The sequence below is a fragment of the Actinoplanes sp. CA-051413 genome (assembly GCF_050955795.1).
Lineage (GTDB): Bacteria > Actinomycetota > Actinomycetes > Mycobacteriales > Micromonosporaceae > Actinoplanes.
In genome coordinates this window covers 127,310-151,780 of record NZ_CP192100.1, presented here as the reverse complement: position 1 = coordinate 151,780, position 24,471 = coordinate 127,310, and the positions used below count along the sequence as shown (strand labels likewise).

Annotated in this window: 24 protein-coding genes; 10 read left to right on the top strand and 14 right to left on the bottom strand. The window is 72.1% G+C overall.

Annotation, left to right across the window (positions count from 1 at the left end; translation table 11 throughout):
- Positions 1–3 precede the first annotated feature (3 nt).
- On the top strand, positions 4–456 hold the full coding sequence (locus ACQP2Y_RS00720) for an SCP2 sterol-binding domain-containing protein (protein WP_433723590.1): 453 nt from the start codon (positions 4–6) through the stop codon (positions 454–456).
- A gap of 67 nt (positions 457–523) precedes the next feature.
- Here ACQP2Y_RS00720 and ACQP2Y_RS00715 read toward each other — a convergent pair whose 3' ends face one another.
- The 5 genes from ACQP2Y_RS00715 to purD all read right to left on the bottom strand — a co-directional run bounded on the left by ACQP2Y_RS00715 (position 524) and on the right by purD (position 5,610).
- Positions 524–1,174: a response regulator transcription factor gene (locus ACQP2Y_RS00715; protein ID WP_433723588.1), complete on the bottom strand. Its 651-nt coding sequence runs from the start codon at positions 1,172–1,174 to the stop codon at positions 524–526.
- Entirely contained in the window at positions 1,171–2,523 is a 1,353-nt protein-coding gene (locus ACQP2Y_RS00710; RefSeq protein WP_433723586.1) for a sensor domain-containing protein, read from the bottom strand. Before ACQP2Y_RS00710 ends, ACQP2Y_RS00715 begins: the two co-directional genes overlap by 4 nt.
- A gap of 31 nt (positions 2,524–2,554) precedes the next feature.
- Positions 2,555–3,355 carry an ABC transporter permease subunit gene (locus ACQP2Y_RS00705; RefSeq protein ID WP_433723584.1) on the bottom strand — a complete coding sequence of 267 codons (801 nt, stop codon included), beginning with the start codon at positions 3,353–3,355 and terminating at the stop codon, positions 2,555–2,557.
- Entirely contained in the window at positions 3,352–4,089 is a 738-nt protein-coding gene (locus tag ACQP2Y_RS00700) for an ABC transporter ATP-binding protein (RefSeq protein WP_433723582.1), read from the bottom strand. Before ACQP2Y_RS00700 ends, ACQP2Y_RS00705 begins: the two co-directional genes overlap by 4 nt.
- 279 nt (positions 4,090–4,368) lie before the next feature.
- A complete protein-coding gene (gene purD, locus ACQP2Y_RS00695) occupies positions 4,369–5,610 on the bottom strand; it encodes a phosphoribosylamine--glycine ligase (protein WP_433723580.1) in 1,242 nt (413 codons plus the stop codon).
- 185 nt (positions 5,611–5,795) lie between these two features.
- Between purD and ACQP2Y_RS00690 the strand changes: the two genes are divergently transcribed.
- The 3 genes from ACQP2Y_RS00690 (at position 5,796) to ACQP2Y_RS00680 (ending at position 10,729) form a co-directional block, all read left to right on the top strand.
- On the top strand, positions 5,796–7,088 hold the full coding sequence (locus ACQP2Y_RS00690; RefSeq protein ID WP_433723578.1) for an adenylosuccinate synthase: 1,293 nt from the start codon (positions 5,796–5,798) through the stop codon (positions 7,086–7,088).
- A 3-nt stretch (positions 7,089–7,091) separates the two neighbouring features.
- Positions 7,092–8,060 (top strand): hypothetical protein, encoded by a 969-nt coding sequence (locus tag ACQP2Y_RS00685; RefSeq protein WP_433723576.1) that lies wholly within the window; start codon positions 7,092–7,094, stop codon positions 8,058–8,060.
- A gap of 1,541 nt (positions 8,061–9,601) precedes the next feature.
- Positions 9,602–10,729, top strand: coding sequence for a MinD/ParA family ATP-binding protein (locus tag ACQP2Y_RS00680; RefSeq protein ID WP_433723574.1), 1,128 nt, complete (start codon positions 9,602–9,604; stop codon positions 10,727–10,729).
- Positions 10,730–10,771: 42 nt separating this feature from the next.
- Here the strand turns inward: ACQP2Y_RS00680 and ACQP2Y_RS00675 are convergent, their stop codons facing one another.
- Both ACQP2Y_RS00675 and ACQP2Y_RS00670 read right to left on the bottom strand, forming a co-directional pair.
- On the bottom strand, positions 10,772–11,194 hold the full coding sequence (locus tag ACQP2Y_RS00675) for a DUF3151 domain-containing protein (RefSeq protein ID WP_433723572.1): 423 nt from the start codon (positions 11,192–11,194) through the stop codon (positions 10,772–10,774).
- A 60-nt stretch (positions 11,195–11,254) separates the two neighbouring features.
- Entirely contained in the window at positions 11,255–12,244 is a 990-nt protein-coding gene (locus ACQP2Y_RS00670; RefSeq protein ID WP_433723570.1) for an ADP-ribosylglycohydrolase family protein, read from the bottom strand.
- Between the two features lie 18 nt (positions 12,245–12,262).
- Between ACQP2Y_RS00670 and ACQP2Y_RS00665 the strand changes: the two genes are divergently transcribed.
- Positions 12,263–13,456, top strand: a complete 1,194-nt coding sequence (locus tag ACQP2Y_RS00665; protein ID WP_433723569.1) for an LOG family protein — start codon at positions 12,263–12,265, stop codon at positions 13,454–13,456.
- Here the strand turns inward: ACQP2Y_RS00665 and ACQP2Y_RS00660 are convergent, their stop codons facing one another.
- The gene (locus ACQP2Y_RS00660; RefSeq protein WP_433723567.1) at positions 13,457–13,951 is read right to left on the bottom strand and encodes a GNAT family N-acetyltransferase; all 495 of its coding nucleotides are present in this window, start codon (positions 13,949–13,951) and stop codon (positions 13,457–13,459) included.
- A 67-nt stretch (positions 13,952–14,018) separates the two neighbouring features.
- Here ACQP2Y_RS00660 and ACQP2Y_RS00655 point away from each other — a divergent pair, with 67 nt between their 5' ends.
- Positions 14,019–14,531 (top strand): TetR/AcrR family transcriptional regulator, encoded by a 513-nt coding sequence (locus ACQP2Y_RS00655; RefSeq protein ID WP_433723565.1) that lies wholly within the window; start codon positions 14,019–14,021, stop codon positions 14,529–14,531.
- Here ACQP2Y_RS00655 and ACQP2Y_RS00650 read toward each other — a convergent pair.
- A complete protein-coding gene (locus ACQP2Y_RS00650) occupies positions 14,515–15,285 on the bottom strand; it encodes an RNA ligase family protein (RefSeq protein WP_433723563.1) in 771 nt (256 codons plus the stop codon). The two genes, ACQP2Y_RS00655 and ACQP2Y_RS00650, sit on opposite strands and share 17 nt — an antisense overlap.
- Before the next feature lie 78 nt (positions 15,286–15,363).
- Between ACQP2Y_RS00650 and ACQP2Y_RS00645 the strand changes: the two genes are divergently transcribed.
- Positions 15,364–15,618: a hypothetical protein gene (locus ACQP2Y_RS00645; RefSeq protein WP_433723561.1), complete on the top strand. Its 255-nt coding sequence runs from the start codon at positions 15,364–15,366 to the stop codon at positions 15,616–15,618.
- Here ACQP2Y_RS00645 and ACQP2Y_RS00640 read toward each other — a convergent pair.
- From ACQP2Y_RS00640 to fbaA, 3 genes are all read right to left on the bottom strand, one after another.
- A complete protein-coding gene (locus ACQP2Y_RS00640; protein ID WP_433723559.1) occupies positions 15,615–16,814 on the bottom strand; it encodes an alpha/beta hydrolase family protein in 1,200 nt (399 codons plus the stop codon). The genes ACQP2Y_RS00645 and ACQP2Y_RS00640 overlap by 4 nt on opposite strands.
- An 80-nt stretch (positions 16,815–16,894) precedes the next feature.
- Positions 16,895–17,419 (bottom strand): hypothetical protein, encoded by a 525-nt coding sequence (locus tag ACQP2Y_RS00635; protein ID WP_433732423.1) that lies wholly within the window; start codon positions 17,417–17,419, stop codon positions 16,895–16,897.
- A 111-nt stretch (positions 17,420–17,530) separates the two neighbouring features.
- Positions 17,531–18,556 (bottom strand): class II fructose-bisphosphate aldolase, encoded by a 1,026-nt coding sequence (fbaA, locus tag ACQP2Y_RS00630; protein ID WP_433723557.1) that lies wholly within the window; start codon positions 18,554–18,556, stop codon positions 17,531–17,533.
- A 185-nt stretch (positions 18,557–18,741) separates the two neighbouring features.
- On the opposite strand from fbaA, the gene ACQP2Y_RS00625 reads away from it, so the two are divergent.
- Positions 18,742–18,930, top strand: coding sequence for a hypothetical protein (locus ACQP2Y_RS00625; protein ID WP_433723555.1), 189 nt, complete (start codon positions 18,742–18,744; stop codon positions 18,928–18,930).
- Positions 18,931–18,933: 3 nt separating this feature from the next.
- Here the strand turns inward: ACQP2Y_RS00625 and ACQP2Y_RS00620 are convergent, their stop codons facing one another.
- Both ACQP2Y_RS00620 and ACQP2Y_RS00615 read right to left on the bottom strand, forming a co-directional pair.
- A complete protein-coding gene (locus ACQP2Y_RS00620; RefSeq protein ID WP_433723553.1) occupies positions 18,934–19,968 on the bottom strand; it encodes an LCP family protein in 1,035 nt (344 codons plus the stop codon).
- Positions 19,965–20,447 carry a SigE family RNA polymerase sigma factor gene (locus ACQP2Y_RS00615; protein WP_433732421.1) on the bottom strand — a complete coding sequence of 161 codons (483 nt, stop codon included), beginning with the start codon at positions 20,445–20,447 and terminating at the stop codon, positions 19,965–19,967. The genes ACQP2Y_RS00620 and ACQP2Y_RS00615 overlap by 4 nt, the downstream gene beginning before the upstream one ends.
- 98 nt (positions 20,448–20,545) lie before the next feature.
- Between ACQP2Y_RS00615 and ACQP2Y_RS00610 the strand changes: the two genes are divergently transcribed.
- Both ACQP2Y_RS00610 and ACQP2Y_RS00605 read left to right on the top strand, forming a co-directional pair.
- Positions 20,546–21,967, top strand: coding sequence for a 3' terminal RNA ribose 2'-O-methyltransferase Hen1 (locus ACQP2Y_RS00610; protein ID WP_433723551.1), 1,422 nt, complete (start codon positions 20,546–20,548; stop codon positions 21,965–21,967).
- On the top strand, positions 21,964–24,462 hold the full coding sequence (locus tag ACQP2Y_RS00605; protein WP_433723549.1) for a polynucleotide kinase-phosphatase: 2,499 nt from the start codon (positions 21,964–21,966) through the stop codon (positions 24,460–24,462). Before ACQP2Y_RS00610 ends, ACQP2Y_RS00605 begins: the two co-directional genes overlap by 4 nt.
- Positions 24,463–24,471: the final 9 nt, after the last annotated feature.

Here is a 24,471-nt window from a genome sequence, read left to right as displayed (position 1 = left end):
CCGATGACTGAATTCAGCCCCGAAGCTCTCGCCACGATCGGCCCGAAGGAGTTCGCGCAGCTCGTCAAGTCCACCCCGGACTCGAAGATCGCCGAGGTCATGGGCTCCGAGAGCCGCACCAAGATCCTGGACGAGGTGTTCAACCGGATGCCGACGCTGTTCCGCGCGGACCGGGCCGGCGCGACCCAGGCCGTCATCCACTGGAGCATCACGGGCGGCCCCGGCGGCAGCACGGACACCTACGAGACCGTGATCGAGAACGGTGCCTGCACCGTCACCAACCAGCCGGTCCGCGAGCCCAAGCTGGCGATGACGATGGACCCGGTGACCTTCCTCAAGGTGGTCTCCGGCGACGGCAACCCGATGATGATGTTCATGACCGGCAAGATCAAGGCGAAGGGTGACCTCGGCCTGGCGGCCCAGGTCGCCAAGCTCTTCGACATCCCGAAGAACTGATCTCACCTGCTGGCCCGCCCCGCCGAGACCTGTCTCGGCGGGGCGTCCTTGCTTCACCGGTACGCAGTCACGAGCTCAAGTAGCGCAGCACCGCGAGCACACGCCGGTTGTCGGCCTCGCCCGGTGGCAGTCCCAGCTTGTCGAAGATGCCCGCGACGTGCTTCTCCACGGTTCCGCCGGTGACCACGAGCGCGTCGGCGATGCCGGCGTTCGAACGACCCTCGGCCATCAGCGCCAGCACGTGCCGCTCCCGCGCGGTGAGCGCCGCCAGACCGTCGGCCCGGCGGCTCGCGCGCAGCAACTGGCCGACGACCTCGGGGTCGAGCGCCGTCCCGCCCGCGGCGACCCGTTCCAGCGCGTCGGCGAACTCGGCGACGTCGGCCACCCGTTCCTTCAGCAGATATCCGGCGCCCGCCGCGTTGCCTTCCAGCAGCCGGGCCGTGTACTTGGTCTCGATGTACTGCGACAGCACCAGCACCCCGGTCCGTGGGTGCCGGCGGCGGATCTCGAGCGCGGCGCGCAGCCCTTCGTCGGTGTGTGTCGGCGGCATCCGGATGTCGGCCACCACGACGTCGGGCTGATGCTCGGCCACCGCCTCGAGCAGCGCACCGCCGTCGCCCACGGCCGCGCAGACCTGGTGGCCGCGGTCCTCGATCAGCCGGGCGAGCCCCGCCCGGAACAGGACCGAGTCCTCGGCGATCACGATCCGCGCCTTCATGCGTGCAACGGAAGCTCGACGGTGATCGTCGTCGGACCGCCGGGTGGGCTGACGATCGTGAGGCGGCCGTCCACCACGGCGACCCGCTGCGCCAGTCCGGCCAGGCCGCTGCCCCTGGTCGGGTCGGCGCCGCCCGTACCGTCGTCGGCGACGCTGAGCAGCAGCACGTCGTGCTGCCCGGCTGCCCGGACCGCGAGCTTGTCGGCCAAGCTGTGCTTGGCCGCATTGGCCAGCAGCTCGGCGGCGCAGAAGTAGGCGATGGTCTCGATCGCGGGGGTGGGCCGGACCGGGATGGTGACGTCCAGCTCGACCGGGATCGCCCGGTCAGCGGTCAGCGAGGCGAGGGCGTCGGCCAGCCCGTTGTCGAGCACCGGCGGGTGAATGCCACGCACGAGGGTGCGCAGCTCGCCGAGCGCGTCCTTGGCGCCCCGCAGCGCGGCGTCGACCAGCTCCCGGGCGGCTGCGGCGTCCGGAACCGGGCCGTTGTCGCCGAGCTTCTCCCGGGCCATGCCGAGGTTCATGGCCAGCGTGGCCAGCCGGATCTGCGCGCCGTCGTGCAGATCCCGTTCGAGCCGCCGCAGCAGGGCGGCGGAGTCGTCCACGGCCAGCGCCCGGCTCAGCTCCAGATCGTGGACCCGCTGGGCCAGCCGCCCGGGCCCGAGCAACCCTCGGATCAGCCAGGCGTCGACGGCGGTGACGGCCCGGGTGACCCACGGGGCGGCCAGCAACATCGCCGCTCCCGCCGCGGCGGCGGCGAACGTGCCGAGGAGAGTCGTGACTTGGAACGTGCCGTCACCGAACAGACCGAACGGCGTGAACACCGGCACCGGGCTGAGCTCGACCCCCGGTGGATGGTTGCGGAACGCCCCCCACAGCAGCGGGTAACTCAGGTTGACCAGGCCGCCGATCCAGAAGAACACGGCGTACAGCTCGATCAGGGCGACCGGCAGCTTGGCCAGCTGATAGGCCACGACCCGCCAGCCGGCGCCGTCCCGAAGGCCCGGGCCGGGCCAGGCCCGGGCGCCGGGGCGCCGCCGCACCGGCGGCGGCGGCGCGATCTGCACCTTGAGCAGCCGGCCCGCGAGCTTGCGTTGCAGCGAGCCGAGCCTGCGGGCCGCCCCGGTCGACACCAGCAGCAGGAGCAGCAGTCCCACGCAGAGGCCGGCGAGGGCCATCTGGGCCGGGGTCGGGTTGCCCCGGCCGCCGTCGGCCGCCAACCAGATCAGGTCCGCGGCGAGCACGAACAACACCAGCGGGTTGAGCAGGGCGAGCGGCAGCCCGGCCAGGCAGAACAACAGCTCACGGCCCTGACGCCGGGAGAACGGGGCCACCACCACGGTCATGCCCATGCCGCCATCCTCCTCTCTTCCCGCCTGCGCCCTAAGCGTCCCGCCGGGCCAGCAGCCGGCCGCCGATCGCCAGCGCGATCGCGGCGTACAGGGAGAGCATGCCGAGCCCGGCCCACGCGGACAGGAAGTCCGGACAGGACGCCGCGTCGGTGCCACAGGTCACCGGCTTGGTCGTGCTCAGCGAGTTGGCCAGGATCAAAATCGGCATGTAGGGCGCCGCACCGTGCGCGATGAACCCGATGACCTGCACGACCACGTACACGCCGGCCACCAGGACCCCGACCGCGGCCGCACTGTGCCGGATGATCGCCCCCAGCCCCAGGCCGAGCAACCCGACCAGGCAGGACGCGGCCCCGGTGAGCACGACCGCCCGCAGCACGCCGGGGTCGGCCAGCGTGGGTGCCGTGATGCCGTGGCGCAGGGTGCCGGCGGCGGCGAAAAACGCGATGAAGGAAGCAAGCTCCCCGACGACCAGGGTCACGGCCCCGAACACGGCCGCTTTCGCCGCCAGGACCAGCGGCCGCCGCGGTACGGCGGCCAGCGTGACCCGGATCGTCCCCGAGCTGTACTCGCCGGTCATGGTCAGTACGCCGAGCGCACCGGCCAGCAGCAGGCCGGGGACCACGCCGGCCAGCGCGTTGTTGGTCAGATCCACGGAGGCGTCCCGGCTGTTCAGACCCACCGCGACGCCGATCCCGACAGTTGCGGCGACCGTGATGGCCAGCGTCCACCAGGTGGAGCGCAGGCTGCGCAGCTTGATCCATTCCATCCGGGCCACCTGCACCGGCCCGTAACGGCCACTCGGCACACGGGTCATCGCGGGCGTGGTCATGCTGTCGCCTCCGTCGTCATGGTCCCCTGGTATTCGACCTCTGCGCTGGTGAGCCGGAAGAACGCGTCCTCCAGCGACGCCGAACCGGCCGACAACTCGGCGACGGTCGTATCCGCGAGCAGTCGCCCCCGGCCGATCACCACCAGCCGCTCGGCGGTCAACGCCATCTCGCTGATCAGGTGGCTGGACACAAAAACGGTGCGGCCCTGCGCGGCCAGCGACTTCAGCAGGTCACGGATCCAGCGGACCCCCTCGGGATCCAGCCCGTTGACCGGCTCGTCCAGCAGCAGCACGGCCGGATCGCCCAGCAGCGCCGCGGCAACGCCCAGACGCTGCCCCATGCCGAGGGAGAGCTTCCCGGCCCGCCGCCCGGCCGCGCCACTCAGGCCGACCAGGTCGAGCACCTCGTCGACCCGGGCCCGCGGGATCGCATTGCCGGCGGCCAGGGCGAGCAGGTGATTGCGGGCGGTACGGCCCGGGTGGAACGCCCTGGCTTCGAGCAGCGCGCCGACCTCGCGGAGCGGCCAGCGCAGCTCGCGGTAGCGGCGGCCACCGATCCGCGCCTGGCCGGCGTCGGGCCGGTCCAGCCCGAGGATCAACCGCATCGTGGTGGACTTGCCCGACCCGTTGGGGCCGAGGAAACCGGTAACACTGCCCGGCCGCACGTCGAAGCTGAGCGCGTCGACGGCGAGCGTCCGGCCATATCGCCTGGTGAGATTCCGGGCCTCTATCATCCGGACTCCTTCCGTAGTCGGTGCCTACGGAAAGTCACGCTATGCATCGGGCCGCTTGAAGAGGACCCGGCTGACGGCCGTCTTCCGCTGGGGGATATCCCCCAGATCGGGGCTCCGGCCCAGGTGGGCGGCCCTGGGGCCGCGGGTTCAGGTCGTGGCCCGCCGCCGCGGGTTCAGGTGGCGGCGCCGCGCCGCGGGCTGGGGCGGGCGGGCCGCCGCCGCGGGCCCAGGTGGCGGCCCGGCGCCGCAGGCCAGGTGGGCGAGCTGGACGCCGCCGGGTCAGGCGGTGATGCGGCCCTCGACAGCGCCCAGGGCGATGTCCGTCCGGTGGTGGGAACCCTCCAGCGTGATGCCGTCCACCAGCCCATAAGCCGCCGCCCGGGCCGCAGCCAGATCCGCCCCGGTAGCGGTAGCGCTGAGCACCCGCCCACCGGCCGACACCAGCGCACCGTCCTCCCGGCGCGCCGTGCCCGCGTGGATCACACCCGGCTGCTCGCCGCCGGTGATCACGTCGCCGGTGCGGGGCGTGCCGGGATAGTTGTGGCTCGCCACGACGACCGTCACCGCCGCGCCCTCGTGCCAGCGCAGCGCCGGGAAGGCGGCCAGCGTGCTCGTCGCCGCCGCGTGCAGCAGCTCGCCCAGCGGCGTCGCCAGCAGAGCCAGCACCACCTGCGTCTCCGGGTCGCCGAAGCGCGCGTTGAACTCGATGACCTTCGGGCCCTTGCCGGTCAGCGCCAGCCCCACATAGAGCAGCCCGGCGAACGGCGTGCCCCGCTCCCGCATCTCGGCCAGCGTCGGCATGACGGTCTCGGCCATCACCCGCTCGACGAGGTCGTCCGGCGCCCAGGACAGCGGCGCGTACGCCCCCATGCCACCCGTGTTCGGCCCCGCGTCGCCGTCGAGGGCGCGCTTGAAGTCCTGGGCCGGCATCAGCGGCACCGCGGCTGTGCCGTCGGTCACCACGAACAGCGACACCTCGGGCCCGTCGAGGAACTCCTCGATGACCACCCGGCCGCAGTCGCGCGCGTGCTGCTCGGCGACGGTGCGGTCATCGGTCACCACCACACCCTTGCCTGCGGCGAGGCCGTCGTTCTTCACCACGTACGGCGGGCCGAAGTCGTCGAGCGCGGCCGCCACCTCGGCGTCGGTGGTGCACTCGTAGGACCGGCCGGTGGGCACGCCCGCGGCGGCCATCACGTCCTTGGCGAACGCCTTCGAGCCCTCCAACCGGGCCGCCGCCCCGCTCGGACCGAAGCAGGCGATGCCCTTGGCCCGCACGGCGTCGGCAACGCCGGCCACCAGCGGCGCCTCGGGGCCGATCACCACCAGGTCGGCGGCGACCTCGACAGCGAGGGCGGCCACCGCGGCCGGGTCGGTGGCGGTGACGTCACGCAGCTCGGCGACCGCGGCGATGCCGGGGTTGCCGGGGGCAGCGATCAGTCGCTCGACCGAGGGGTCCGCGGCGAGGCCGACGGCAAGGGCGTGCTCGCGGCCGCCGGATCCGATCAGAAGTACACGCACGCCGCAGATCCTACGGGCCAGCGTTGATCTCCCGCGCGCTCGTCCACAAGTCCACAAAGCACCGATATCGTCCTGTGGACAACGCTGTGGATAACCGGCGGGCGGCGGATCGCCGCGTCGCGTAAACTTCGGCAGTACCCGGGCCTCTCCGCGTACGACGTGTGTCAACGGAAGGCGTCAGTCAAGTGCCGGTGATCGTGTTGGTCGGCGCCCAGTGGGGCGACGAGGGCAAGGGCAAGGCCACGGACCTCCTGGGCGACCGGATCGACTACGTGGTCAAGTTCAACGGCGGTAACAACGCCGGCCACACCGTCGTGATCAAGGGCGAGAAATACGCCCTGCACCTGCTGCCCAGCGGCATCCTCACTCCCGGCGTCACCCCGGTGATCGGCAACGGCGTGGTGGTCGACCTGGCGGTGCTGTTCGAGGAGATCGACGGCCTGGAGGCGCGCGGCATCGACACCTCCCGCCTGCGGATCAGCGCGAACGCCCACGTCATCGCGTCGTACAACCGGACGCTGGACAAGGTCAGCGAGCGCTACCTGGGCGCCCGGCGGATCGGCACCACCGGCCGCGGCATCGGCCCGACGTACGCCGACAAGATGAACAGGCTCGGCGTCCGCATCCAGGACCTCTTCGACGAGTCGATCCTGCGCCAGAAGGTCGAAGCCGCCCTGAGCTTCAAGAACCAGGTGCTCTCCAAGATCTACAACCGCAGCGCGATCAAGCCCGACGAGGTCATCGCCGAGCTGCTCTCCTACACCGAGCGGCTGCGCCCGATGGTCGCCGACACCGCGCTGGAGCTCTCCCAGGCGCTGGACAACGGCAAGGTCGTGCTCTGCGAGGCCGGCCAGGCCACCCTGCTGGACGTCGACCACGGCACGTACCCGTTCGTCACCAGCTCCAACGCGACCGCCGGCGGCGCCTGCACCGGCTCGGGCATCCCGCCCACCCGGGTCGACCGGGTCGTCGCGGTGCTCAAGGCGTTCACCAGCCGGGTCGGCGAGGGTCCGTTCCCCACCGAGCTGCATGACGAGGTCGGCGACTATCTGCGTGAGGTCGGTCACGAGTACGGCACCACGACCGGCCGCCCCCGCCGCATCGGCTGGCTCGACCTGGTGATGGGCCGCTACGCCCAGCGGATCAACGGGGTGACCGACTTCGCCCTGACCAAACTGGACAATTACGACGGGCTGGACGAGATCCCGGTCTGCGTGGCGTACGACGTGAACGGGGTACGGCACGACGAGATGCCGTACAGCCAGAGCGACTTCCACCACGCCACCCCGATCTACGAGACGCTGCCCGGCTGGAAGAAGGACATCAGCGGCGCCCGCAGCTTCGCCGAGCTGCCCGACAACGCCCAGCGTTTCGTCGAGTTCGTCGAGGAACGGATCGGCGCGCGGATCTCCGTGGTCGGCGTCGGCCCGGGCCGCGAGGAAGTCATCGAGCGGCACTCGGTGCTGAGCGAGGCCTGAGCCGTGTACGACGTCATCGTGCTCAGCCTGGCCGAGGGTGGCGGCTCGGCCGCGGGTGCCTGCGGTTCGGCGTGCGGCGGCTGCGGCTCCGCCGAGCAGGAGGTTTGCGACACTCCGCGCGTACCGGTGCTGAAGTGCGTGGATGCCCTCACCGCGGCCGGCGCGCGGGTCGAGACCGTGACCGCATCCTCGGATGCGGAGATCGACGCGGTGATCGCCCGCTTCGACGCGCCGGCGCGGCCGGACGGCCTCGCCTGGCCCGACCAGGAGAGCAAGCTGCGGCTGGTCGTCGCGACGGCGACGGACGGCCAGCTCAGGGCGGTGATGCGCCGGCTGGTCCGGCGGTACGCGCCCCCGCCGAGCAAACGCCCCGCCGACCTCGACGAGAACCGCACCGTGCCGGACCTGCCGCCGGTGGCGATCCTGCCGCTCGACCCGGCCAACAGCACCGACCTCGCCGCCCAGCTGGGCCTGCCCCGCGACCCGGCCGCGGTCGCCGCCGCGGTGCTCGGTGGCACGGTCCGCCGCCTTGATCTGTTGCGCAACGACGGCGGCTCGGTGACGGTGGACGGCGCGCTGGTCGGCGGGGCCGACGACGCCGGAAAGGCGGTGCCGTGGCGCGGTCGCATCGAGGTCGATGACGCTGTGCTCTCCGACGGCACCGACCAGATCATCGCCTGCGCGATCGGCAACGCGGGCGCCTACGCCGAGTTCGACGGCCTGCCGCTGCTCGGCACGCCGGACCCGACCGACGGCCGGGTCGAGGTCGCGGTGGCGGTCCCGGTGCTGGTCAAGCAGCTGTTCAAAAAGCCGAGGGTACGCGTCGAGGTGCGCCGGGCCCGGGGCCGAGCCGTGTCGGTCCTACCCCGCGACGGCGAGCTGCAGTTCCTCGACGACGGCGTGGCCGGGACGATGAACCGCAAACGCTCGTGGTGGACCGAGCCCGGCGCCTGGGCGGTGTACGCGGGATGACCCTTTGTGCGAGTCTGAACTAGCACTCAGGTACGAATCTTTGGAAATACGGGGAGGTCGCATCCGTGGAGGACGAGAACGCCGACCGCGTCTACGTCCCGGGTACGAACGGCACGCAACCCGACCGGGACGTCGAGCCGTTCTGGCCGCCGGAGGAGTTGAACGCTCCGGTGCACGGCGGCAAGCCGGTGCCCCGGGACGCACCGCAGGCTTTCCCGCTCCCGCCGGCCCCGCCGGTGACCGCCCCGCAGCAGGGCGACCCGAGCGTCTACCGGCCGATGGACCGCGTGGTGACGCCGCCGCCCGCACCACCGATGTACCACCAGCAGCCGCCCCAGCCGCAGATTCCCCAGCCGCGGCCCGCGCCCGGTCCGGATGGCGGCGGGGCACAGCCCTGGCCGAACATCCCGTCCCGCACGGGCTCTACAGCGGCGGGGCACTTCTCCGCTTCTGCCCATGTTTCGCCGCCGCCGACCACTTCGGACGCTGCGCCGCACGGTACGGGCAGCGCGGCACCGGTCTCCGGACCGACGCCCAGCGCGCCGGTCAGCGGCGGACCGCGCCTAGACGGACCATCGGCCACCGCCCACGGACCGGTCCTCAGCTCACCGGTCAGCGGAGGGCCGCGGCCCGACGGGCCGTCGACGGCTCACGGGCCGGACCTGAGCGTGCCGATCAGTGGTGGACCGCACCCTGACGGGCCGTCTGCGGCGGATTCGCCCTGGTCGCAGCCGCCGCAGCGGCCGGCCCAGACCGACGGAGCTCCGACGCCCGGGCCCCGCAGCGGGACGGACGCATCTGGGGCGGTGCAGCGGAACGGTGCTGTGTCCAGCGCCGGTCCGGCGCACTTCCCGACTGTGACGCCGCGGCAGAGTCCCGAGAATGTCGACGAACAGCACGCGGGAGCGGTCTACCGGCCCGGACCGGTCGGCCCGCAGCTGGGTTCCGGACAAACCGGCGCCGGACACTCCAGCGGTGTCGGACAAACCGGCGCTGGACAGACCGGCGGTGTCGGACAAACCGGCGGTGGGCAGGCTGGCGGCGGCGGGCACGCTGGTGCCGGGCAGGCCGGCGGTGGCGGGCAGGCCGGCGGTGGCGGGCAGACCGGCGGCGCTCGGCAGAGCGGCGCAGCGCCTGTGTCAGTGCCGTCGCATCAGGCGCCGAACCAGACCGGACCCCAGCAGGGAGGCCCGCCTGCACCGCATCAGCCCGGCCCCCACCAGGCAGGACTGAGCCGAACAGGCGCAGCCGTGCCCGCCCCGAACCCACCAGGCCCCCAGCCCGGACCGCACCTGACTGGCCCAGCGGTGCCGACCCCCAACCAGGCCGTCCTCAACCAGACCGGCCCGCACCAGCCCGGACCGCACCAAGCCGGACCGCACCACGCCGGGCCGCCACATCAGCCCGGACCGCACCAAGCCGGGCCGCCGCACCAGGCCGGACCGCACCAGGCCGGGACCCAGCAACCAGGACCAGTGCCAGCCGGCCCGCTGCCACCCCACCCAGGCCCACCCCACCAGGGCCAGCCAGCACCGTGGCCGGTGGAGCAACCCCGGACGACCAACGCCCAACCACCCCCGGTCCCCGGCCCCTTCCCCCCGACCATCGACCCCAGGGCCGCCGCACCCCACCCCCAGCTCCAGCAGCCACCACCCCACCACGGCGACCAGCCCCCCGGCCCCAACCAGCAGCCCCCGCCCGTTGACCCCTACCAGCAGCTCCCCTGGGTCTCGGACGGCACGCCCACCGCTGAGGAGTTCGCCCGGCGGCGGCTGGCCAAGCCGGCCGAGCCGACCGCCACCATGGGCGCCCGGGCCATGCTGCAGAAGGGCACGATGGGCCTGGTCCGCCTGGCGCCGGGCAAGCGTGAGCAGGAGTACAAGCAGGACGTCGAGATGGTCCGGCGTAACTTCGGCGGCCTGCGGCAGGTCACTGTCGTCAACCCGAAGGGCGGCGCCGGCAAGACAGTCGCCGTCCTTCTCCTCGCGATGACGTTCGGGCAGAAGCGTGGCGGCTATGTGCTGGCCTGGGACAACAACGAGACCCAGGGCACCCTCGGCATGCGGGCGCAACAGGACTTCCATGCTCGTACGGTCCGGGACATGATGCGGGACCTGCACCTGTTCCGCGGGTCGCACGGGCGGGTCGGTGACCTGAGCCAGTACGTGCGGGCGCAGGGCGAGGGCATGTTCGACGTGCTCGCTTCGGACGAGTCCGCGACCGCGGGTGAGATGCTCACGGCCAGCGCGTTCGCCGAGATCCGGGAGATTGTCAGCCGGTTCTACAAGCTGATCTTCGTGGACACCGGTAACAACGTCCGGGCGCAGAACTGGCAGGCGGCGATGGATGCCACCGACCAGCTGGTGATCACGATGTCGGCCCGTAACGACTCGGCCGAGACTGCGGCTCGCATGCTGGACCACTTGGAGCAGAGCGGCCGGCAGCGGCTGGTCCGGCAGGCGGTCAGCGTCGTCACGATGCCGCCGACCCGCAAGGACATCGACCTGCCGGCGATCCAGCGGCACTTCGCGGCCCGCACCCGGGCGGTTCTGCTGGCCCCGTACGAGAAATTGATCGACTCGGGTGAGCCGCTTCGCTACGGCCACCTGTCGAACGGCACGCGCGACTCCTGGCTGAAGATCGCCGCCGCGGTGGCCGAGGGTCTGTAGGGGTCGGGGCCAGGCCGGAGGTTTCGGCCTGGCCCGGCCCGATCAGGTCAGGGCGTCGGCCGCCGCCGGGTCGCTGTCGCGCAGGAACTGGGCGCACCGGGCCGCCTCGTCCGACTCGCCGATCTGCGCCGCCGCCAGCGACAGGGCGTGCAGGCAGCGCAGGAAGCCCTGGTTGGGGGCGTGCGACCACGGCACCGGCCCGTGGCCCTTCCAGCCGTTGCGGCGCAGGGCGTCGAGCCCCCGGTGGTAGCCGGTGCGGGCGTACGCGTATGCGGTGACCGGCTGCTTCTCGGCCAGGGCGCTCTCCGCCAGCGCTGCCCAGCCACCGCTGTATGCCGGGAAGCGGGCCGCGACGGTCTTGTAGGCGTCGTCGGTGCCGGCCTGCTTCGCTTCGGCCAGGGCCGCGTCGGCCTCGGTGTCGGCGGGGAGGCGGGTGGCCGGCGGCTCGGGAAGGAGGTTTTGCATGGGCCTATTCAACCGCGCCGGGGACCCGTTCCCGGGGGTGGGTTGGTGAATGTCACCTTGCTAATCCCATGCTTCGCCCAAGGCGTGCAGCCTGTCCGCGTACTCGATGCGCTCCTGCCAGGCCGGCGGCCAGGCCGCCAGGCCCAGCGCCGCACCCGCGAAGCCGCCGGCCAAGCAGGCGATGGAGTCCGAATCGCCGGACGAGGCCGCGCCCCGGCCCAGGACCGTGACCGGCTCGTCCGGGGTGAGCAGGTAGCAGTAGAGGGCCGTGGCCAGCGCTTCCTCGGCGATCCAGCCGGCCCCGGTGACCAGGCAGGGATCGCCACCGGTGTCGCCGCGGCGCAGCGCGTCCGCCACCCGGTCGAGGGCCGCGGCGTTCTCGTCCCAGCCGCGGGAGATGAAGTCCTCGGCTGACTCCACCGCCGGTCGCTGCCACAGGTCGCCGAGCCAGTCCTCGTGGTAGACCCACCGCTGCTCGGCGCAATGCGCCCGCAGGCGCGGCAGCAGATCCTGCGGCGGCAGGCCGTCGCTCAGCCAGCGCACCGCGTACGCGGTCAGTTCACTCGCCGCCAGACCCGTCGCGTGGCCGTGGGTCAGACCGGCCTGCAACTGCGCAGCTCCCGCGAGTTGCGTGTCGGTGAGCCCGGGGATCAGGCCGACCGGGGTGACGCGCATGTTGGCGCCGCAGCCCTTCGAGTGAATCTGTGAAGCGCGCTGCCAGGGCCGGCCGTCGGCGAGGTCGCCGCATGCGCGCAGACAGGTCATGCCGGGGGCGCGGTTGTTGTCGGGGCTGATCGCCCAGTCGAGGAACGCCTGCCGGAGTACCGGCTCGAAGCTCGCCGGGGTCAGCGGACCGGCCGCCACCAGGGCTTCGCCGACCGCCAGCATCATCTGGGTGTCGTCGGTGACCAGCGCCGGATCACCGGTCAGCTCCCGCGGCCCGCCCGGCCCGTACGCCGCCACGATCGTCTCGTAGTCCTGGAACTCGGTCGGCTTGCCGAGCGAGTCCCCGTACGCCAACCCGAACAGCGATCCCGACGCCTTTTTCACGCTGGCTACCCTACGGTCATGCCCGGTGATCCATTGCAGCCCGTGTTCGGCGGCGAGACGCCGTTCGACGCCACCGCGTCCGAGATCGAGTCGCGTGCCGAACTCGACACCCACCTCGCCAAGCGGTCGCTGGCCGGGCTGATCGTGCTCGGGCTGCGGCTCGACGAGCAGTGCCCCGACTTCACCGGCGTCGACGTGACCGGGACCCTGTTCGTCGGTTGCCGGCTGGCCGGCCCCGAGGTCGAGATGGATCTCATCTCCCGGGGCGCGCACCTGGTGCCGCCGTTCGAGGCCCGTCCCTATCCGACGCATCCGGCCCACCTGTACACGCCGGACGATCTGGCCCTCGGGTTCGAGCAGGACGGCTTCGCGGGCATGTACGACACCCGCGTCTACGAGCACTTCCTGGCCCACGGCGGCGCGGCGCCCGATCTGCGCGAGGCCATCGGGCAGCGGCTGCACGACGCCGGCATCGACAACGCGCTGGGCAAGGCGCTGGCCGCGTGGGTCGGCGAGCACGACGCCCGAGGTGCGGTCGGGATCATGGGTGGGCACGCCGAGCCGCGGGGGTCGGCCGCGTACCGGATGGCCGCGACCCTGGCGTGGCGGCTGGCCGGCGCCGGCCGGTTGATCGTGACCGGTGGCGGGCCTGGGGTGATGGAGGCGGCGAATCTGGGCGCCTACTTCACGGGTCGGACGGCGGACGAGCTGGACGCGGCGATCGATCTGCTGGCGCCCGCGCCGAAGTTCATGGACCACGACCCGTACACGGCGGCGGCGCTGGCGGTGCGTACGGCGTACCCGGCACCGGCCGCGGCGGACGTGGTCGGCCGGCTCACCCACGGCGGCCTGGCCCTGCCCACCTGGCTGTACGGCCACGAGCCGGCGAACCTGTTCGCCGGCCAGATCGGCAAGTACTTCTCCAACGCCGTCCGGGAGGACACGATCCTGCGCCTGGCCCGCGGGGGCATCGTCTTCGCTCCGGGCTGGGCCGGCACGGTCCAGGAGGTGTTCCAGGCGGCGACGAAGACCTTCTATCGCACCGACGGCCCGTCCGGCGCGTTCGTCTTCCTGGGGGTTGAGCACTGGTCCGCGTTGCCGGTCGAGGCGCTGCTCCGGCCGCTGCTGGCGCGTTCACCGCACGGCGACCAGTCGGATCTGATCGTGGTCACCGACTCCGTCGACGAGGCGATGGCGGCGCTGACGCACTGATCAGGACAGCTGCGTCTGGTAGGTCTGCCCGACCAGCTCCAGGCCGAAGCTGTGGTGGGCCTCCTCGTCGACGAGGGTGAAGCCGCGGCTGAGGTAGATGGCGCGTGCGGCAGTCAGCGGATGGTTGGTCCACAGCCGCATGGTGCGATAGCCGGCGTCGCGGGCGAACTCCAGGCAGGTGTCGACCAGGCGGCCGCCGAGGCCGTGCCCGCGCCCGTCGGGGTGGACCAGCAGCAGCCGCAGCTGGGCCGTCGAGTCCGGGCCGGCGACGCAGAAGACACAGCCCACGCGCCGGCCGCCGACCTCGGCGAGCCAGGCCGCCTCGCGCTCGGTGTCGTGGCCGGAGGCGAAGTCCGCGACGATCCGGGCGACCAGCGCCTCGAAGCTGCGGTCCCAGCCGAACTCGCCGGCGTAGACCTCGCCGTGGGCCGCGATGACCCAGCCCAGATCCCCGGGCTGGTCCAGGGGCCGGATCACCGCCTCCGCTGAGCTCATGGCGTCCTCCTCGGTTGACTGAAACGACTCGGTTGACTGAAACGACTGTTTCAGTGAGGATAGCGGAGTGTCGGCCCGACGTGCTGAGCTGCTGGAACGCGCCTACGACCACGTGCTGACGCACGGCCTGGCGGACATGTCGCTGCGGCCGCTGGCCGCTGCCGTTGAGTCCAGCCCCCGGGTGTTGTTGCTGCTCTTCGGCAGCAAGGAGGGGCTGGTGCGCGCGCTGCTCGACCGGGCCCGGAGCGACGAGCTGGCTATGCTCGGGCGGCTGCCGGCCGCCGGCGACCCCGTGGCGGAGATCTGGCGGTGGCTGGCCGCCGCCGAGCACCGGCCGCTGCTCGTGCTGTGGGCCGAGGCGTACGTCCGTTCGCTGGTCGACCCGGCCGGACCGTGGGCCGACTTCGCCCGGGCCACCGTGCAGGACTGGCTCGCCGTGCTGACGGCCGGGCGGCCCGGGACCGAGCGGGCCACCCTCACCCTCGCCGTGCTGCGCGGAGCGTTGCTGGATCTCGTCGCCACCGGCGACGTCGAGCGCACGTCGGCGGCGGTGGAGAGCTACCTCAACGGCGGCGCTTGAGGGTACGGGCGTAGTCCTGGAACCGGGCCTTTGCGATCACCCTGCGATCGTTGCTGCGCAGCACGATGCCCTCGGCCCCGCCCGGCGCCCCGGCGTCCAGCCGCACCCGCGACTCGGGCAGCTGCTCCGCCAGCCAGGCGCTGGTCTTCTCCAGGTCGGCCGGCAGCTCCGCGGCATCCACAGTGAACAGCCGCGGCGTCAGCTCGAGCCCGGCATCGCGGGCGGCGCCGGCCAGCTCGTCCTCGGCGAGGAAGGTCTGCCCGCCACCGTCGCGCCACGCGGCGATCCGCTCGGCGGGCCAGCTGAGCTGCTCGGCCGGGTCGTTCAGAACGAGCACGTCGAAGCACCGCCAGCCGTACCGGGTGGGGTCGCTGGTGTACTGCTTGGCGGCGGAGCCCACCTTGCCGCCGTAGAGCTCGACGTAGACGACCCGGATCTCGTCGCCGGTGACGAGCGCAAGCGCTTCGGCGACCGGCTTCAGCGCGGCGACGATGCCCTGCGACGGGTTGAAGATCAGGTCACCCCGGGCGTGCAGCAGCTCCTCGCGCGACCCGATCAGCCAGCCACCACCGGGGGTCAGGATCATCCTGGCGTTCGTACCGTCGACCTTCTCGGTTCCCACGACCGGCCCGGAGAAGACCACGGCCTCGTCCTGCAGACCGCCGTTGCGCGGGTCGAGCAGGTGGTAGGTCGGGATCGACGGGTACTTGGTCAGGGAGTTGAGGGCCCGCAGGTCCACTCGACGGAGATCCATACCGGCATTGAAGCGGTCCGGCGCCAGCTGCCGCAAAGCCATTACGGCTGGGTGGCAGGCGTGCCCCACACTGCGGTCATGGTGACGATCCTGTTCGTTCTGGGACTCGCGGCAGCTGTGGGCGTCGCGGTCTGGACCAGCCGTCGCACGACCGGGACACGCCCGTCCGGCAGCAACCGCTACCTCAGCGGCGGCTCAGGCGTGCTCTACAACTACGGAGACACAGACCACCGCCACCACTCCGGGAGCGGAGATGGCGGCGGTGGCAGCGATGGCGGCGGCTGGTCCGGCGGCGGTGGCGACGGTGGTGGAGGCGGCGGAGGCGGGAACTAGCGCAGGCTGGCGAACCAGGTGGCCGCCGCGGCGGTGCCGCGGATGTTCGAGCCGAGGTGGATCGAGCCCTCGTACTTCAGGTCGCCCACGTCGACCACGGGCACCGTCCGGAACGATGCCGCGCAGTGCTCGGCGTTCGCGGTCGGGACCTGCTCGTCACCGGCCGAGACGAGCAACCGCACCGGTACGCCCGGCCGCCAGCCCGAACACGTCGCGTCGTGCACCCGCAACGCCGCGGCGAACGGCCCCGACGGTTCGGTGAGCAGCTTCAACCCGTGCCGGGTGTAGAGCTGGTCGAGCCGCATGGGCAGGAGCTCACCCAGGTCGTCGCCGTCGTGCACGCCGTCGTAGAGCCCCTCGACCCGGTCCGCGATCTTGTCGTTGAAGACCTCGGCCGGGTCGTCGTAGAGGTGATGCAGGCGGTTCCACGAAACCATCAGGTACGCGGTGTAGCCCACGTTCCACGGCGGCTCGACCGTGCCGTCGATCAGGGCAGGCAGTTCGACACCGCGCACGTCGTACGCCCCGGAGATCGGCGCCAGCGCACGCAGCCGGAACCAGTCGTCCGCGCCGCCGTGCAGGCTCTTGGCCAGCCCGGTCGCGGCCGACCCGCCCTGGGAGAAGCCGGTGACCAGCACGTCCCGGCCCAGCTCATGGCCGGTACGCGGGACGAAAGCACGTGCGGCCCGGAGCAGGTCCACCCCCGCGGTGGTCTCCGAAGGCACGTCCAGGAACGGGTGCGGCCCGGGTCCCAGCCCCAGGCCGAGGTAATCCGGTGCGACGGCGGCGAAGCCCGTGGACGCGAAGGTCAGAGCCGGCGCGACACCCCAGCCGTCGGCGGTCAGGGACGGCGCATCGAGCCGGTTGAGCTCGGTGCCGTGCGTGTAGGACACCGTGCGCAGCTGCCGGCCACCGTTCCGGGGCAGGGCGAGCAGTCCACTGGCGACGGTGGGCCGGCCCGCCGGGTCGACCGTGCGGTAGATCAACTGGTACGTGTCGACGCCGTACCGGGCGGGTGCGGGGTCGAACTTCGCTTCGGTGAGGGCGTCGGCGACGTCCGCTCTGGTGGTCAGGGTCTGCAGCGGAGTCGCGGTGATCAGTTGGCCGCGATCGGACTGATGGGCGGAGGCCGAAGTGGCCGGTACGGTCGCGGCGGCCAGGCCGAGAACGGCGAGGCCAGCGAGGAGCATCTTCATGTCTTCGACGCTAATGACGGCTGCGGACCGGCAAAATCCTGCTGCCCGGCGTCCCGCGGGTAGGGTCAGCCCCCGGCCGGTCAGGCGACGTGCACGCGGCGCCAGCTGTGCACCGGCAGATCCATTTCCGGTACGTCGGTCAGCCCGTTCTCGTCCATCGCGTTGAAGACCGCCAGTCGCGCCCCCTCGAAGAGGAACTCGACGGCGTGCAGCACCCGGGGCCGCCACTCCTTGACCGTGGTGCGCTCGATGATGTTGACCTCGCGCAGCTTCCGGCCCCGGGCGTTGCGCAGCGCCGCGTGCGGGTCGGCCCGCCAGTCGAGCTGGATGCCGGTCGCGTACCACTCGATGGGGGCACTCATGTCGACCTGGTTCCAGGTGATTGCACACTCGTCGAACTTGCGGTGAGTGATTTCCACGTTGGTGCCACCGAAGCCAAGGATCACCGGGCCGTCGGCGAACCAGCCCCGCTCGGACATGTCCCACATCAGCCAGCCGCCGACCAGCTCACGGCCGATGAGCCGGGTGAACCGTGCTCTGTGGACGGCAGCGAGGGCCTCGGCGTCGTGGTGCCACTCGGGTTCATACCCCTCGATACCGAGCATGATCACCGCCCTCTTCCGGACAAGACGACGATCGTACCCACGCCTCTGCGTAGTCCGGCAACACGAGAACGGCCGGCCCCCACGTACGGGGACCGGCCGTTCCCGACAAGATCACTTGAGGAGCGAGGTGCCCGTCGAACGCAGGTGCTCACACGCCTCGACGACGCGCTTGGCCAGACCGTCCTCGGCCAGCTTGCCCCAGGCGCGGGGGTCGTACTGCTTCTTGTTGCCGACCTCGCCGTCGATCTTCAGCACGCCGTCGTAGTTGCGGAACATGTGGTCCGCGACCGGGCGGGTGAACGCGTACTGCGTGTCGGTGTCGATGTTCATCTTGACCACGCCGTAGTCCAGGGCGCCGTGGATCTCCGACAGCAGCGAGCCGGAGCCGCCGTGGAAGACCAGGTCGAACGGCTTCTCCTTGCCGTACTTGGCGCCGACCGCCTCCTGGATCTCCTTGAGGATCTCCGGGCGCAGCTTGACGTTGCCGGGCTTGTAGACGCCGTGCACGTTGCCGAACGTCAGGGCCGTCATGTAGCGGCCCTTCTCGCCCAGGCCCAGCGCGGCCGCGGTGGCCAGGCCGTCCTCGACCGTCGAGTAGAGCTTGTCGTCGATCGCGGCGGAGACGCCGTCCTCCTCGCCACCGACCACGCCGACCTCGATCTCGAGGATGATGTGCGCGGCGGCGGCCTGCGCGAGCAGCTCCTCGGCGATCTGCAGGTTCTCGTCGACCGGTACTGCCGAGCCGTCCCACATGTGCGACTGGAACAGCGGCGCCTGGCCGTTCGCGACGCGCTCCTTGGAGAGGGCGAGCAGCGGGCGCACGTACGCGTCGAGCTTGTTCTTCGGGCAGTGGTCGGTGTGCAGCGCGATGTTGACCGGGTAGTTCTTGGCCACCTCGGTCGCGTATTCGGCGAGGGCGACCGCGCCGGTGATCATGTTCTTGATCGTCGGGCCGGAGGCGTACTCGGCGCCACCGGTGGAGATCTGGACGATGCCGTCGCTGCCGGCCTCGGCGAAGCCCTGCAGGGCGGCGTTGAGCGTCTGCGAGGACGTCACGTTGATCGCGGGGTACGCGAACGCGCCGGACTTGGCGCGGTCGAGCATCTCGGCGTAGACCTCAGGGGAAGCGATGGGCATCGGTGCGCTCCTTGATATCGGAATGCGAAGCAGAGGGCAGGACCGCGCTGTCCTCCAGCAGGCAGTATCCCGCAGCGGGGGACCGGCACGGAAATCGCCCCGTTACCCTGGCGCCGGTTTGCGGGCCGGGCGCGGCGGGGACGGTGCAGCATGAGGGAGTGACCGCGACGTGAAGGGAGCCGGCCATGACCTACCCGCAGGACGAGCGTGACCTGGAAGCGCCCGAGGGCGACGCGGCCGAACAGGCCGTGGTGGCCGATCCGGCCTGGGACGACGACGCCGAGGAGCCGGCCGTGAGCCCGTCCCTGGAGGCGCCGGAATGGGACGCCCAGGAACAGGGACGCAGTGTGCCCCTCGACGACGACTACCGCTGAGCCCTATTTCACGACGTATGCCGGGTTTGCCGAGATCCATGCCGGAAGTGTGTCGTCGCGGAGCGCGGCGTAGAGCGAGGGACCGACCTTGGCATAGATCTGCTCCCGGCCGTTGGCCATGCCGTGGAAGGTGCGCTCGCTGATCCCGACCGGTGATCCGGGCGAGCCCAGTGAGCCGGCCGCCCGGAACAACGCCGCCGGGTCACCGGAGATCTCCAGCCCGTCCCGGGCGGCGGTGAGGAGCGCGTGCACGCGGGCGGGATCGGTCACGGTCCCGTCCGCGGCCAGCTTCCCCGCCAGCGCCCGCAGGAAGAGCTGGGCGTTGCGGTCCCGGTCGTAGCTGCCGTTCCGGAGGCCGTAGCGAGCCTGCAGGACCGGTACGACGTCGGCCGCGGTCAGCTGCTGACAGCCCTTCGGGTACGTCTTGCCGTTGTGCACCGACTTGACGGCCTGCGGCAGGCACACCCGCACGCCGCCGACGGTCTCGGTCACGGCCCGCAGCGCCCGGAAGTCGACCGTCACGGTCGCGTCAAAGGTGACTCCGGTGAGCTCGGAGACGGTCTTCTCGGTAAGTTCCGGGCCACCGAGGAAGAGCGTCTCGCTCAACTTGCCCTCGCCTTCCGGCAGCTTGACCTCGCCGTCGCGCGGCAGGCTGACCAGATAGGCCCGGGTGCGGTCGGCCGGCACGTGGATGATCATGACTGTGTCGGCCCGGCGGTTCCGGTCCGGCCAGCGGAGCCTGTTGTCGCTGCCCAGCAGCAACACGTCCAGCGGGCCGGCCGGCGCCGGCTCGGTCGCGAGCAGATCGGCGGTGGGCACCGACGGTGACGAGTCGCGCTGCCACCGCTCCAGGATCACCGGTACGGCGGTTCCGGCCATCAGCACGGCCACGGCCGCGGTGGTGACCCGGCGGATCATGCGGCGGCGTCTGGCCCGTACCGAAGCCGCCTCGATCCCGGCCCGCACCGGGCCGACGGCCGGGGTCAGGGCCTCGTGCCGCTCGAAGGTGGCCCGCAGCTCTTCCTCGATCGGGGTCATCGGGCCTCCACGAACTCGGTACGGAGCGTGGCGAGCGCTCGCGAGATGGACGAACGAACCGTGCCGACGGCACAGCCGAGCACCTCGGCGATCTCGGCATCCGGCAGATCCTCGTAGTAGCGCAGCACCAGAGCCGCCCGCTGCTGACGCGGGAGCCGGGCCAGCATGGTCCAGACCCGGTCACGCTCGGCGCTCTCCTGGGCGTGGTCGCTGGGCGCGGCGCGGGCCGGGTCGGGCTCGGGCCGCAACAGCACCCGCCGGAACCACGAGCCCCGGCGCAGGTCGACGAACTGGTTGGTGAGCATCTTGCGGACGTACCCGTCCGGGGAGTCGCTGCCGGCGACCCGCCGCCAGTTCAGCTGCACGCGGACCATCGTCTCCTGCACGAGGTCCTGCGCCGTGTGCTGGTCACCGGTGAGCATGACGGCGTACCGCAGCAGGGCGCCGAGCCGGCTGTCGGCGAACTCCTCGTAGGTCACGGGCACCTCCGCTCCTACGACGGCCACGGACCCGCGAATCATTGCGCCGCGCGTCAAATCAGTCGCTGCCGATTGCCCCGCGCTGCGATCATCAGCCGGTGCTGCTCACCGTGACGACCACCCACCGGCCGGCCACCGACCTCGGTTACCTGCTGGTCAAGCACCCCGACAAGGTGCACTCCTTCGACGTGCCCACCGGTACGGCCCACGTCCTGTTCCCGGACGCGGCCGAGGACCGGTGCACCGCCGCGCTGCTGCTCGACGTCGACCCGCAGCGGCTCGGGGCCGCGCGCGGCGGTCGCAAGCAGCAGTCGGCACCGGAGTCGTTCGCGCTGGGCCAGTACGTCAACGACCGCCCGTACGCGGCGTCCAGTCTGCTCGCCGGCGCCCTGGCCAAGGTCTTCCGCAGCGCCCTGCGCGGCGAGTCCAAGGACCGCCCGGAGCTGGCCGGCGCGGCCCTCCCGCTGGAGATCCACGTGCCGGTGCTGCGCTGCCGGGGCAGCGCGGCCGCCCTGTTCGAGCCGCTGGGCTGGACGGTCACCGCGACGCCCATCCCCCTCGACGACGTGCAGGCCGGGCATCCGCTGGCCGGCGACAGCCCGTACGTCGACCTCACCCTGACCGGCACCCTGCGGCTGGCCGACGCGCTGAACCACCTGTACGTGCTGCTGCCCGTCCTGGACGACGCCAAGCACTACTGGGTGGCGCCCGACGAGATCGACAAGCTGCTGCGCGCGGGCGAGGGCTGGCTGGCCGCCCACCCGGAGAAGGTGCTGATCACCCGGCGCTACCTGGCCCACCGGCGGTCGCTGGCCGCCAGCGCGCTGGAACAGCTCGACCGGCTGGACCCGGACTCCGTCGACGCCCCGGCCGACACGGTGACCGACGAGGAGGCCGAGCTGCCGGTGGCCCGCAAGCAGTCGCTCGCCGAGCAGCGGCGCGACGCGGTCCTGGCCGCGCTGGCCGAGTCCGGCGCGACCCGGGTGCTCGACCTCGGCTGCGGCCAGGGTGCGCTGCTCGGCGCCCTGATCAAGGACCGCCGGTACACGCGGATCGTCGGCACGGACGTGTCCGCACGCGCCCTCGACCTGGCCCACAAGCGCCTGCGGCTGGACCGGGTGCCCGAGCGCCAGCGGGACCGCGTGACGCTGTGGCAGTCGGCGCTGACCTACCGCGACGACCGGCTGCGCGGCTTCGACGCGGCGGTGCTGATGGAGGTCATCGAGCACGTCGACCCGCCGCGCCTGCCCGCGCTGGAGGCATCGGTGTTCGGCCACGCCGGCCCGGCGACGGTCATCGTGACCACGCCGAACGTCGAATACAACGGCCTGTACGAGGGCCTGACCGGGATGCGGCACTCGGACCACCGCTTCGAGTGGACCCGCGCCGAGTTCCAGGAGTGGGCCGCACGCACCGCGTCCGCGCACGGCTACCGGGTGGGCTTCCGGGGCGTGGGCGACGAGGACGCGAAGGCCGGCGCACCGACCCAGCTCGCCGTGTTCGTGAAGGAGGAGGCATGACCCAGATCGACATCCCGGAGCTCGCGCTCGTCGCGCTGGTCGGCATCTCCGGATCCGGCAAGTCGACCTTCGCCGGGCAGCATTTCCAGCCCACCCAGGTGCTTTCCTCCGACTACTTCCGCGGCCTGGTCGCCGACGACGAGAACGACCAGTCCGCGTCCGGAGACGCCTTCGACGTGCTGCACTACGTGGCCGGCAAGCGGCTGGCCGCCGGACGGCTCACCGTCGTCGACGCCACCAACCTGCAGCCGCACGCCCGGGCCGGGCTGGTCAAGGTCGCCCGCGAGCACGACGTGCTGCCGGTGGCCGTGGTCCTCGACGTGCCCGAGCCGCTGGCCTGGGAGCGCACCCAGGGCCGGGCGGACCGTACCTTCGGCCGTCAGGTCCTCAACCGCATGCACCGGGACCTGCGCCGCTCGCTCGGGCAGCTGGCCCGGGAAGGCTTCCGCAAGATCCACGTGCTGCGCGGCGAGGAGGAGATCGCCGCCGCCTCGATCCGCTACGAGAAGCTGTTCAACGACAAGCGTGAGGTCACCGGCCCGTTCGACATCATCGGCGACGTGCACGGCTGCCGGGCCGAGCTGGAGACGCTGCTGGAAACCCTCGGGTACGCCCTGGGCCGCGACGACTCCGGCCGCCCGGTCGGTGCCGTGCACCCGGAGGGCCGTACCGCGGTCTTCGTCGGTGACCTGGTCGACCGCGGCCCGGACTCCCCCGGCGTGCTGCGCCTGGTCATGGGCATGGTCGGCGCCGGCACGGCGATCTGCGTGCCGGGCAACCACGAGCAGAAGCTGGCCCGCAAGCTCAACGGCCGCAACGTGCAGCTCACCCACGGCCTGCCGGAGACCCTGGAGCAGCTCGGCCGCGAGGACGAGGCGTTCACCGCCCAGGTCCGCACCTTCATCGACGGCCTGGTCAGCCACTACGTGCTGGACGGCGGCAAGCTGGTGGTGGCCCACGCCGGCCTGAAGGAGGCATACCAGGGCCGCGCCTCCGGCCGGGTCCGCTCCTTCGCCCTGTACGGCGAGACGACCGGCGAGACCGACGAGTACGGCCTCCCGGTCCGCTACCCGTGGGCCCGCGACTACCGCGGCTCGGCGGCGGTCGTCTACGGCCACACGCCGACGCCGGAACCGGAGTGGATCAACAACACCATCTGCCTCGACACCGGCTGCGTCTTCGGCGGCAAGCTGACCGCGCTGCGCTGGCCGACCCGCGAGCTGGTGTCGGTCCCCGCCGCCCGCGAGTACTACGCCCCGGCCCGCCCGCTGGTCCCGGTCGACACCAAGCCCGACGAGGGCCTCGACCTGGCCGACGTCACCGGCCGCCGGCACCTCGACTACGGGTACGGCCGCACCACGGTCGCCGCGGAGAACGCCGCCGCGGCACTCGAAGTGATGAGCCGCTTCGCGCTGGACCCGGCCACGCTGGTCTGGCTGCCCCCGACGATGGCGCCGTGCTCGACGTCGACGCACGACGGCTACCTCGAGCACCCGGCGACGGCGTTCGCGGACCTGCGGTCGGCCGGCGTCGGCACGGTGGTGTGCGAGGAGAAGCACATGGGCTCCCGGGCGGTGGTCCGCGTCTCGCGTTCGGGGACCGGGGACGCCATCTGGACCCGTACCGGGCGGCCGTTCTTCGACGCCGAGCGCAACACCACGCTGCTGGCCGGCGTACGCGCGGCGGCCGAGAAGGTCTTCACCGAGCTGGACACCGAGTGGCTGCTGCTCGACACCGAGCTGCTGCCGTGGTCGGCCAAGGCCGGCGGGCTGATCCGCGAGCGGTACGCGGGAGTCGGTGCCGCGGGACGGGCCGCGCTGCCGGCTGCCCTGTCGGTGCTGGAGCAGGTCGCCGGGCGCGGCCTCGACGTCACGGAACTGCGCGCGCGGCTGGAGCTGCGGGCGACGGAGATCGAGGGCTACTCGGCGGCGTACCGAGCGTACGTGCAGCCGACCGACGGGCTGACCGGCGTGACGCTGGCGCCGTTCGCGGTGCTGGCCGGGGCCGGGGTTTCGTACCGGGACAAGGATCACGGCTGGCACCTGGACATCGCGGACAAGCTCGTCGCGGCGGATCCGGTGCTGTTCACCCCGACCCGGCGGATGGTGGTGGAGCTCGGCGATCCGGCCACGGAACAGGCCGCGACCGACTGGTGGCTGGCGCTGACCGCGGCGGGCGGCGAGGGGATGGTGGTGAAGCCGTACGGCGGCCTGGGCATGACCGACGCCAAGGGCCGGCTGGTGCAGCCGGGGGTGAAGTGCCGGGGCCGGGAGTACCTGCGGATCATCTACGGACCGGAGTACACCCGTCCCGAGCAGCTGGAACGGCTCCGGCAGCGGTCGCTGGGCCGTAAGCGTGGGCTCGCGCTGCGCGAGCACGGCCTGGGGCTGGCGGCGCTGGACCGGCTGGCCGAGGGTGCGGCGCTGTGGCGGATCCACGAACTCGTCTTCGCCATCCTCGCGGCGGAATCGGAGCCGGTGGACCCCCGGCTGTAATCCACAGCA

Excerpts from the sequence above, each read along its gene's own strand:
- ACQP2Y_RS00650 (WP_433723563.1), bottom strand. The coding sequence starts at position 15,285 with ATGGATCTCCGTCGAGTGGACCTGCGGGCCCTCAACTCCCTGACCAAG.
- ACQP2Y_RS00705 (WP_433723584.1), bottom strand. The coding sequence starts at position 3,355 with ATGACCACGCCCGCGATGACCCGTGTGCCGAGTGGCCGTTACGGGCCG.
- ACQP2Y_RS00700 (WP_433723582.1), bottom strand. The coding sequence starts at position 4,089 with ATGATAGAGGCCCGGAATCTCACCAGGCGATATGGCCGGACGCTCGCC.
- ACQP2Y_RS00620 (WP_433723553.1), bottom strand. The coding sequence starts at position 19,968 with ATGACCCCGATCGAGGAAGAGCTGCGGGCCACCTTCGAGCGGCACGAG.
- ACQP2Y_RS00720 (WP_433723590.1), top strand. The coding sequence starts at position 4 with ATGACTGAATTCAGCCCCGAAGCTCTCGCCACGATCGGCCCGAAGGAG.
- ACQP2Y_RS00675 (WP_433723572.1), bottom strand. The coding sequence starts at position 11,194 with ATGCAAAACCTCCTTCCCGAGCCGCCGGCCACCCGCCTCCCCGCCGAC.
- ACQP2Y_RS00635 (WP_433732423.1), bottom strand. The coding sequence starts at position 17,419 with ATGCTCGGTATCGAGGGGTATGAACCCGAGTGGCACCACGACGCCGAG.
- ACQP2Y_RS00625 (WP_433723555.1), top strand. The coding sequence starts at position 18,742 with ATGACCTACCCGCAGGACGAGCGTGACCTGGAAGCGCCCGAGGGCGAC.
- ACQP2Y_RS00640 (WP_433723559.1), bottom strand. The coding sequence starts at position 16,814 with ATGAAGATGCTCCTCGCTGGCCTCGCCGTTCTCGGCCTGGCCGCCGCG.
- ACQP2Y_RS00710 (WP_433723586.1), bottom strand. The coding sequence starts at position 2,523 with ATGGGCATGACCGTGGTGGTGGCCCCGTTCTCCCGGCGTCAGGGCCGT.
- ACQP2Y_RS00605 (WP_433723549.1), top strand. The coding sequence starts at position 21,964 with ATGACCCAGATCGACATCCCGGAGCTCGCGCTCGTCGCGCTGGTCGGC.
- ACQP2Y_RS00715 (WP_433723588.1), bottom strand. The coding sequence starts at position 1,174 with ATGAAGGCGCGGATCGTGATCGCCGAGGACTCGGTCCTGTTCCGGGCG.
- fbaA (WP_433723557.1), bottom strand. The coding sequence starts at position 18,556 with ATGCCCATCGCTTCCCCTGAGGTCTACGCCGAGATGCTCGACCGCGCC.
- ACQP2Y_RS00645 (WP_433723561.1), top strand. The coding sequence starts at position 15,364 with ATGGTGACGATCCTGTTCGTTCTGGGACTCGCGGCAGCTGTGGGCGTC.
- ACQP2Y_RS00660 (WP_433723567.1), bottom strand. The coding sequence starts at position 13,951 with ATGAGCTCAGCGGAGGCGGTGATCCGGCCCCTGGACCAGCCCGGGGAT.
- ACQP2Y_RS00665 (WP_433723569.1), top strand. The coding sequence starts at position 12,263 with ATGCCCGGTGATCCATTGCAGCCCGTGTTCGGCGGCGAGACGCCGTTC.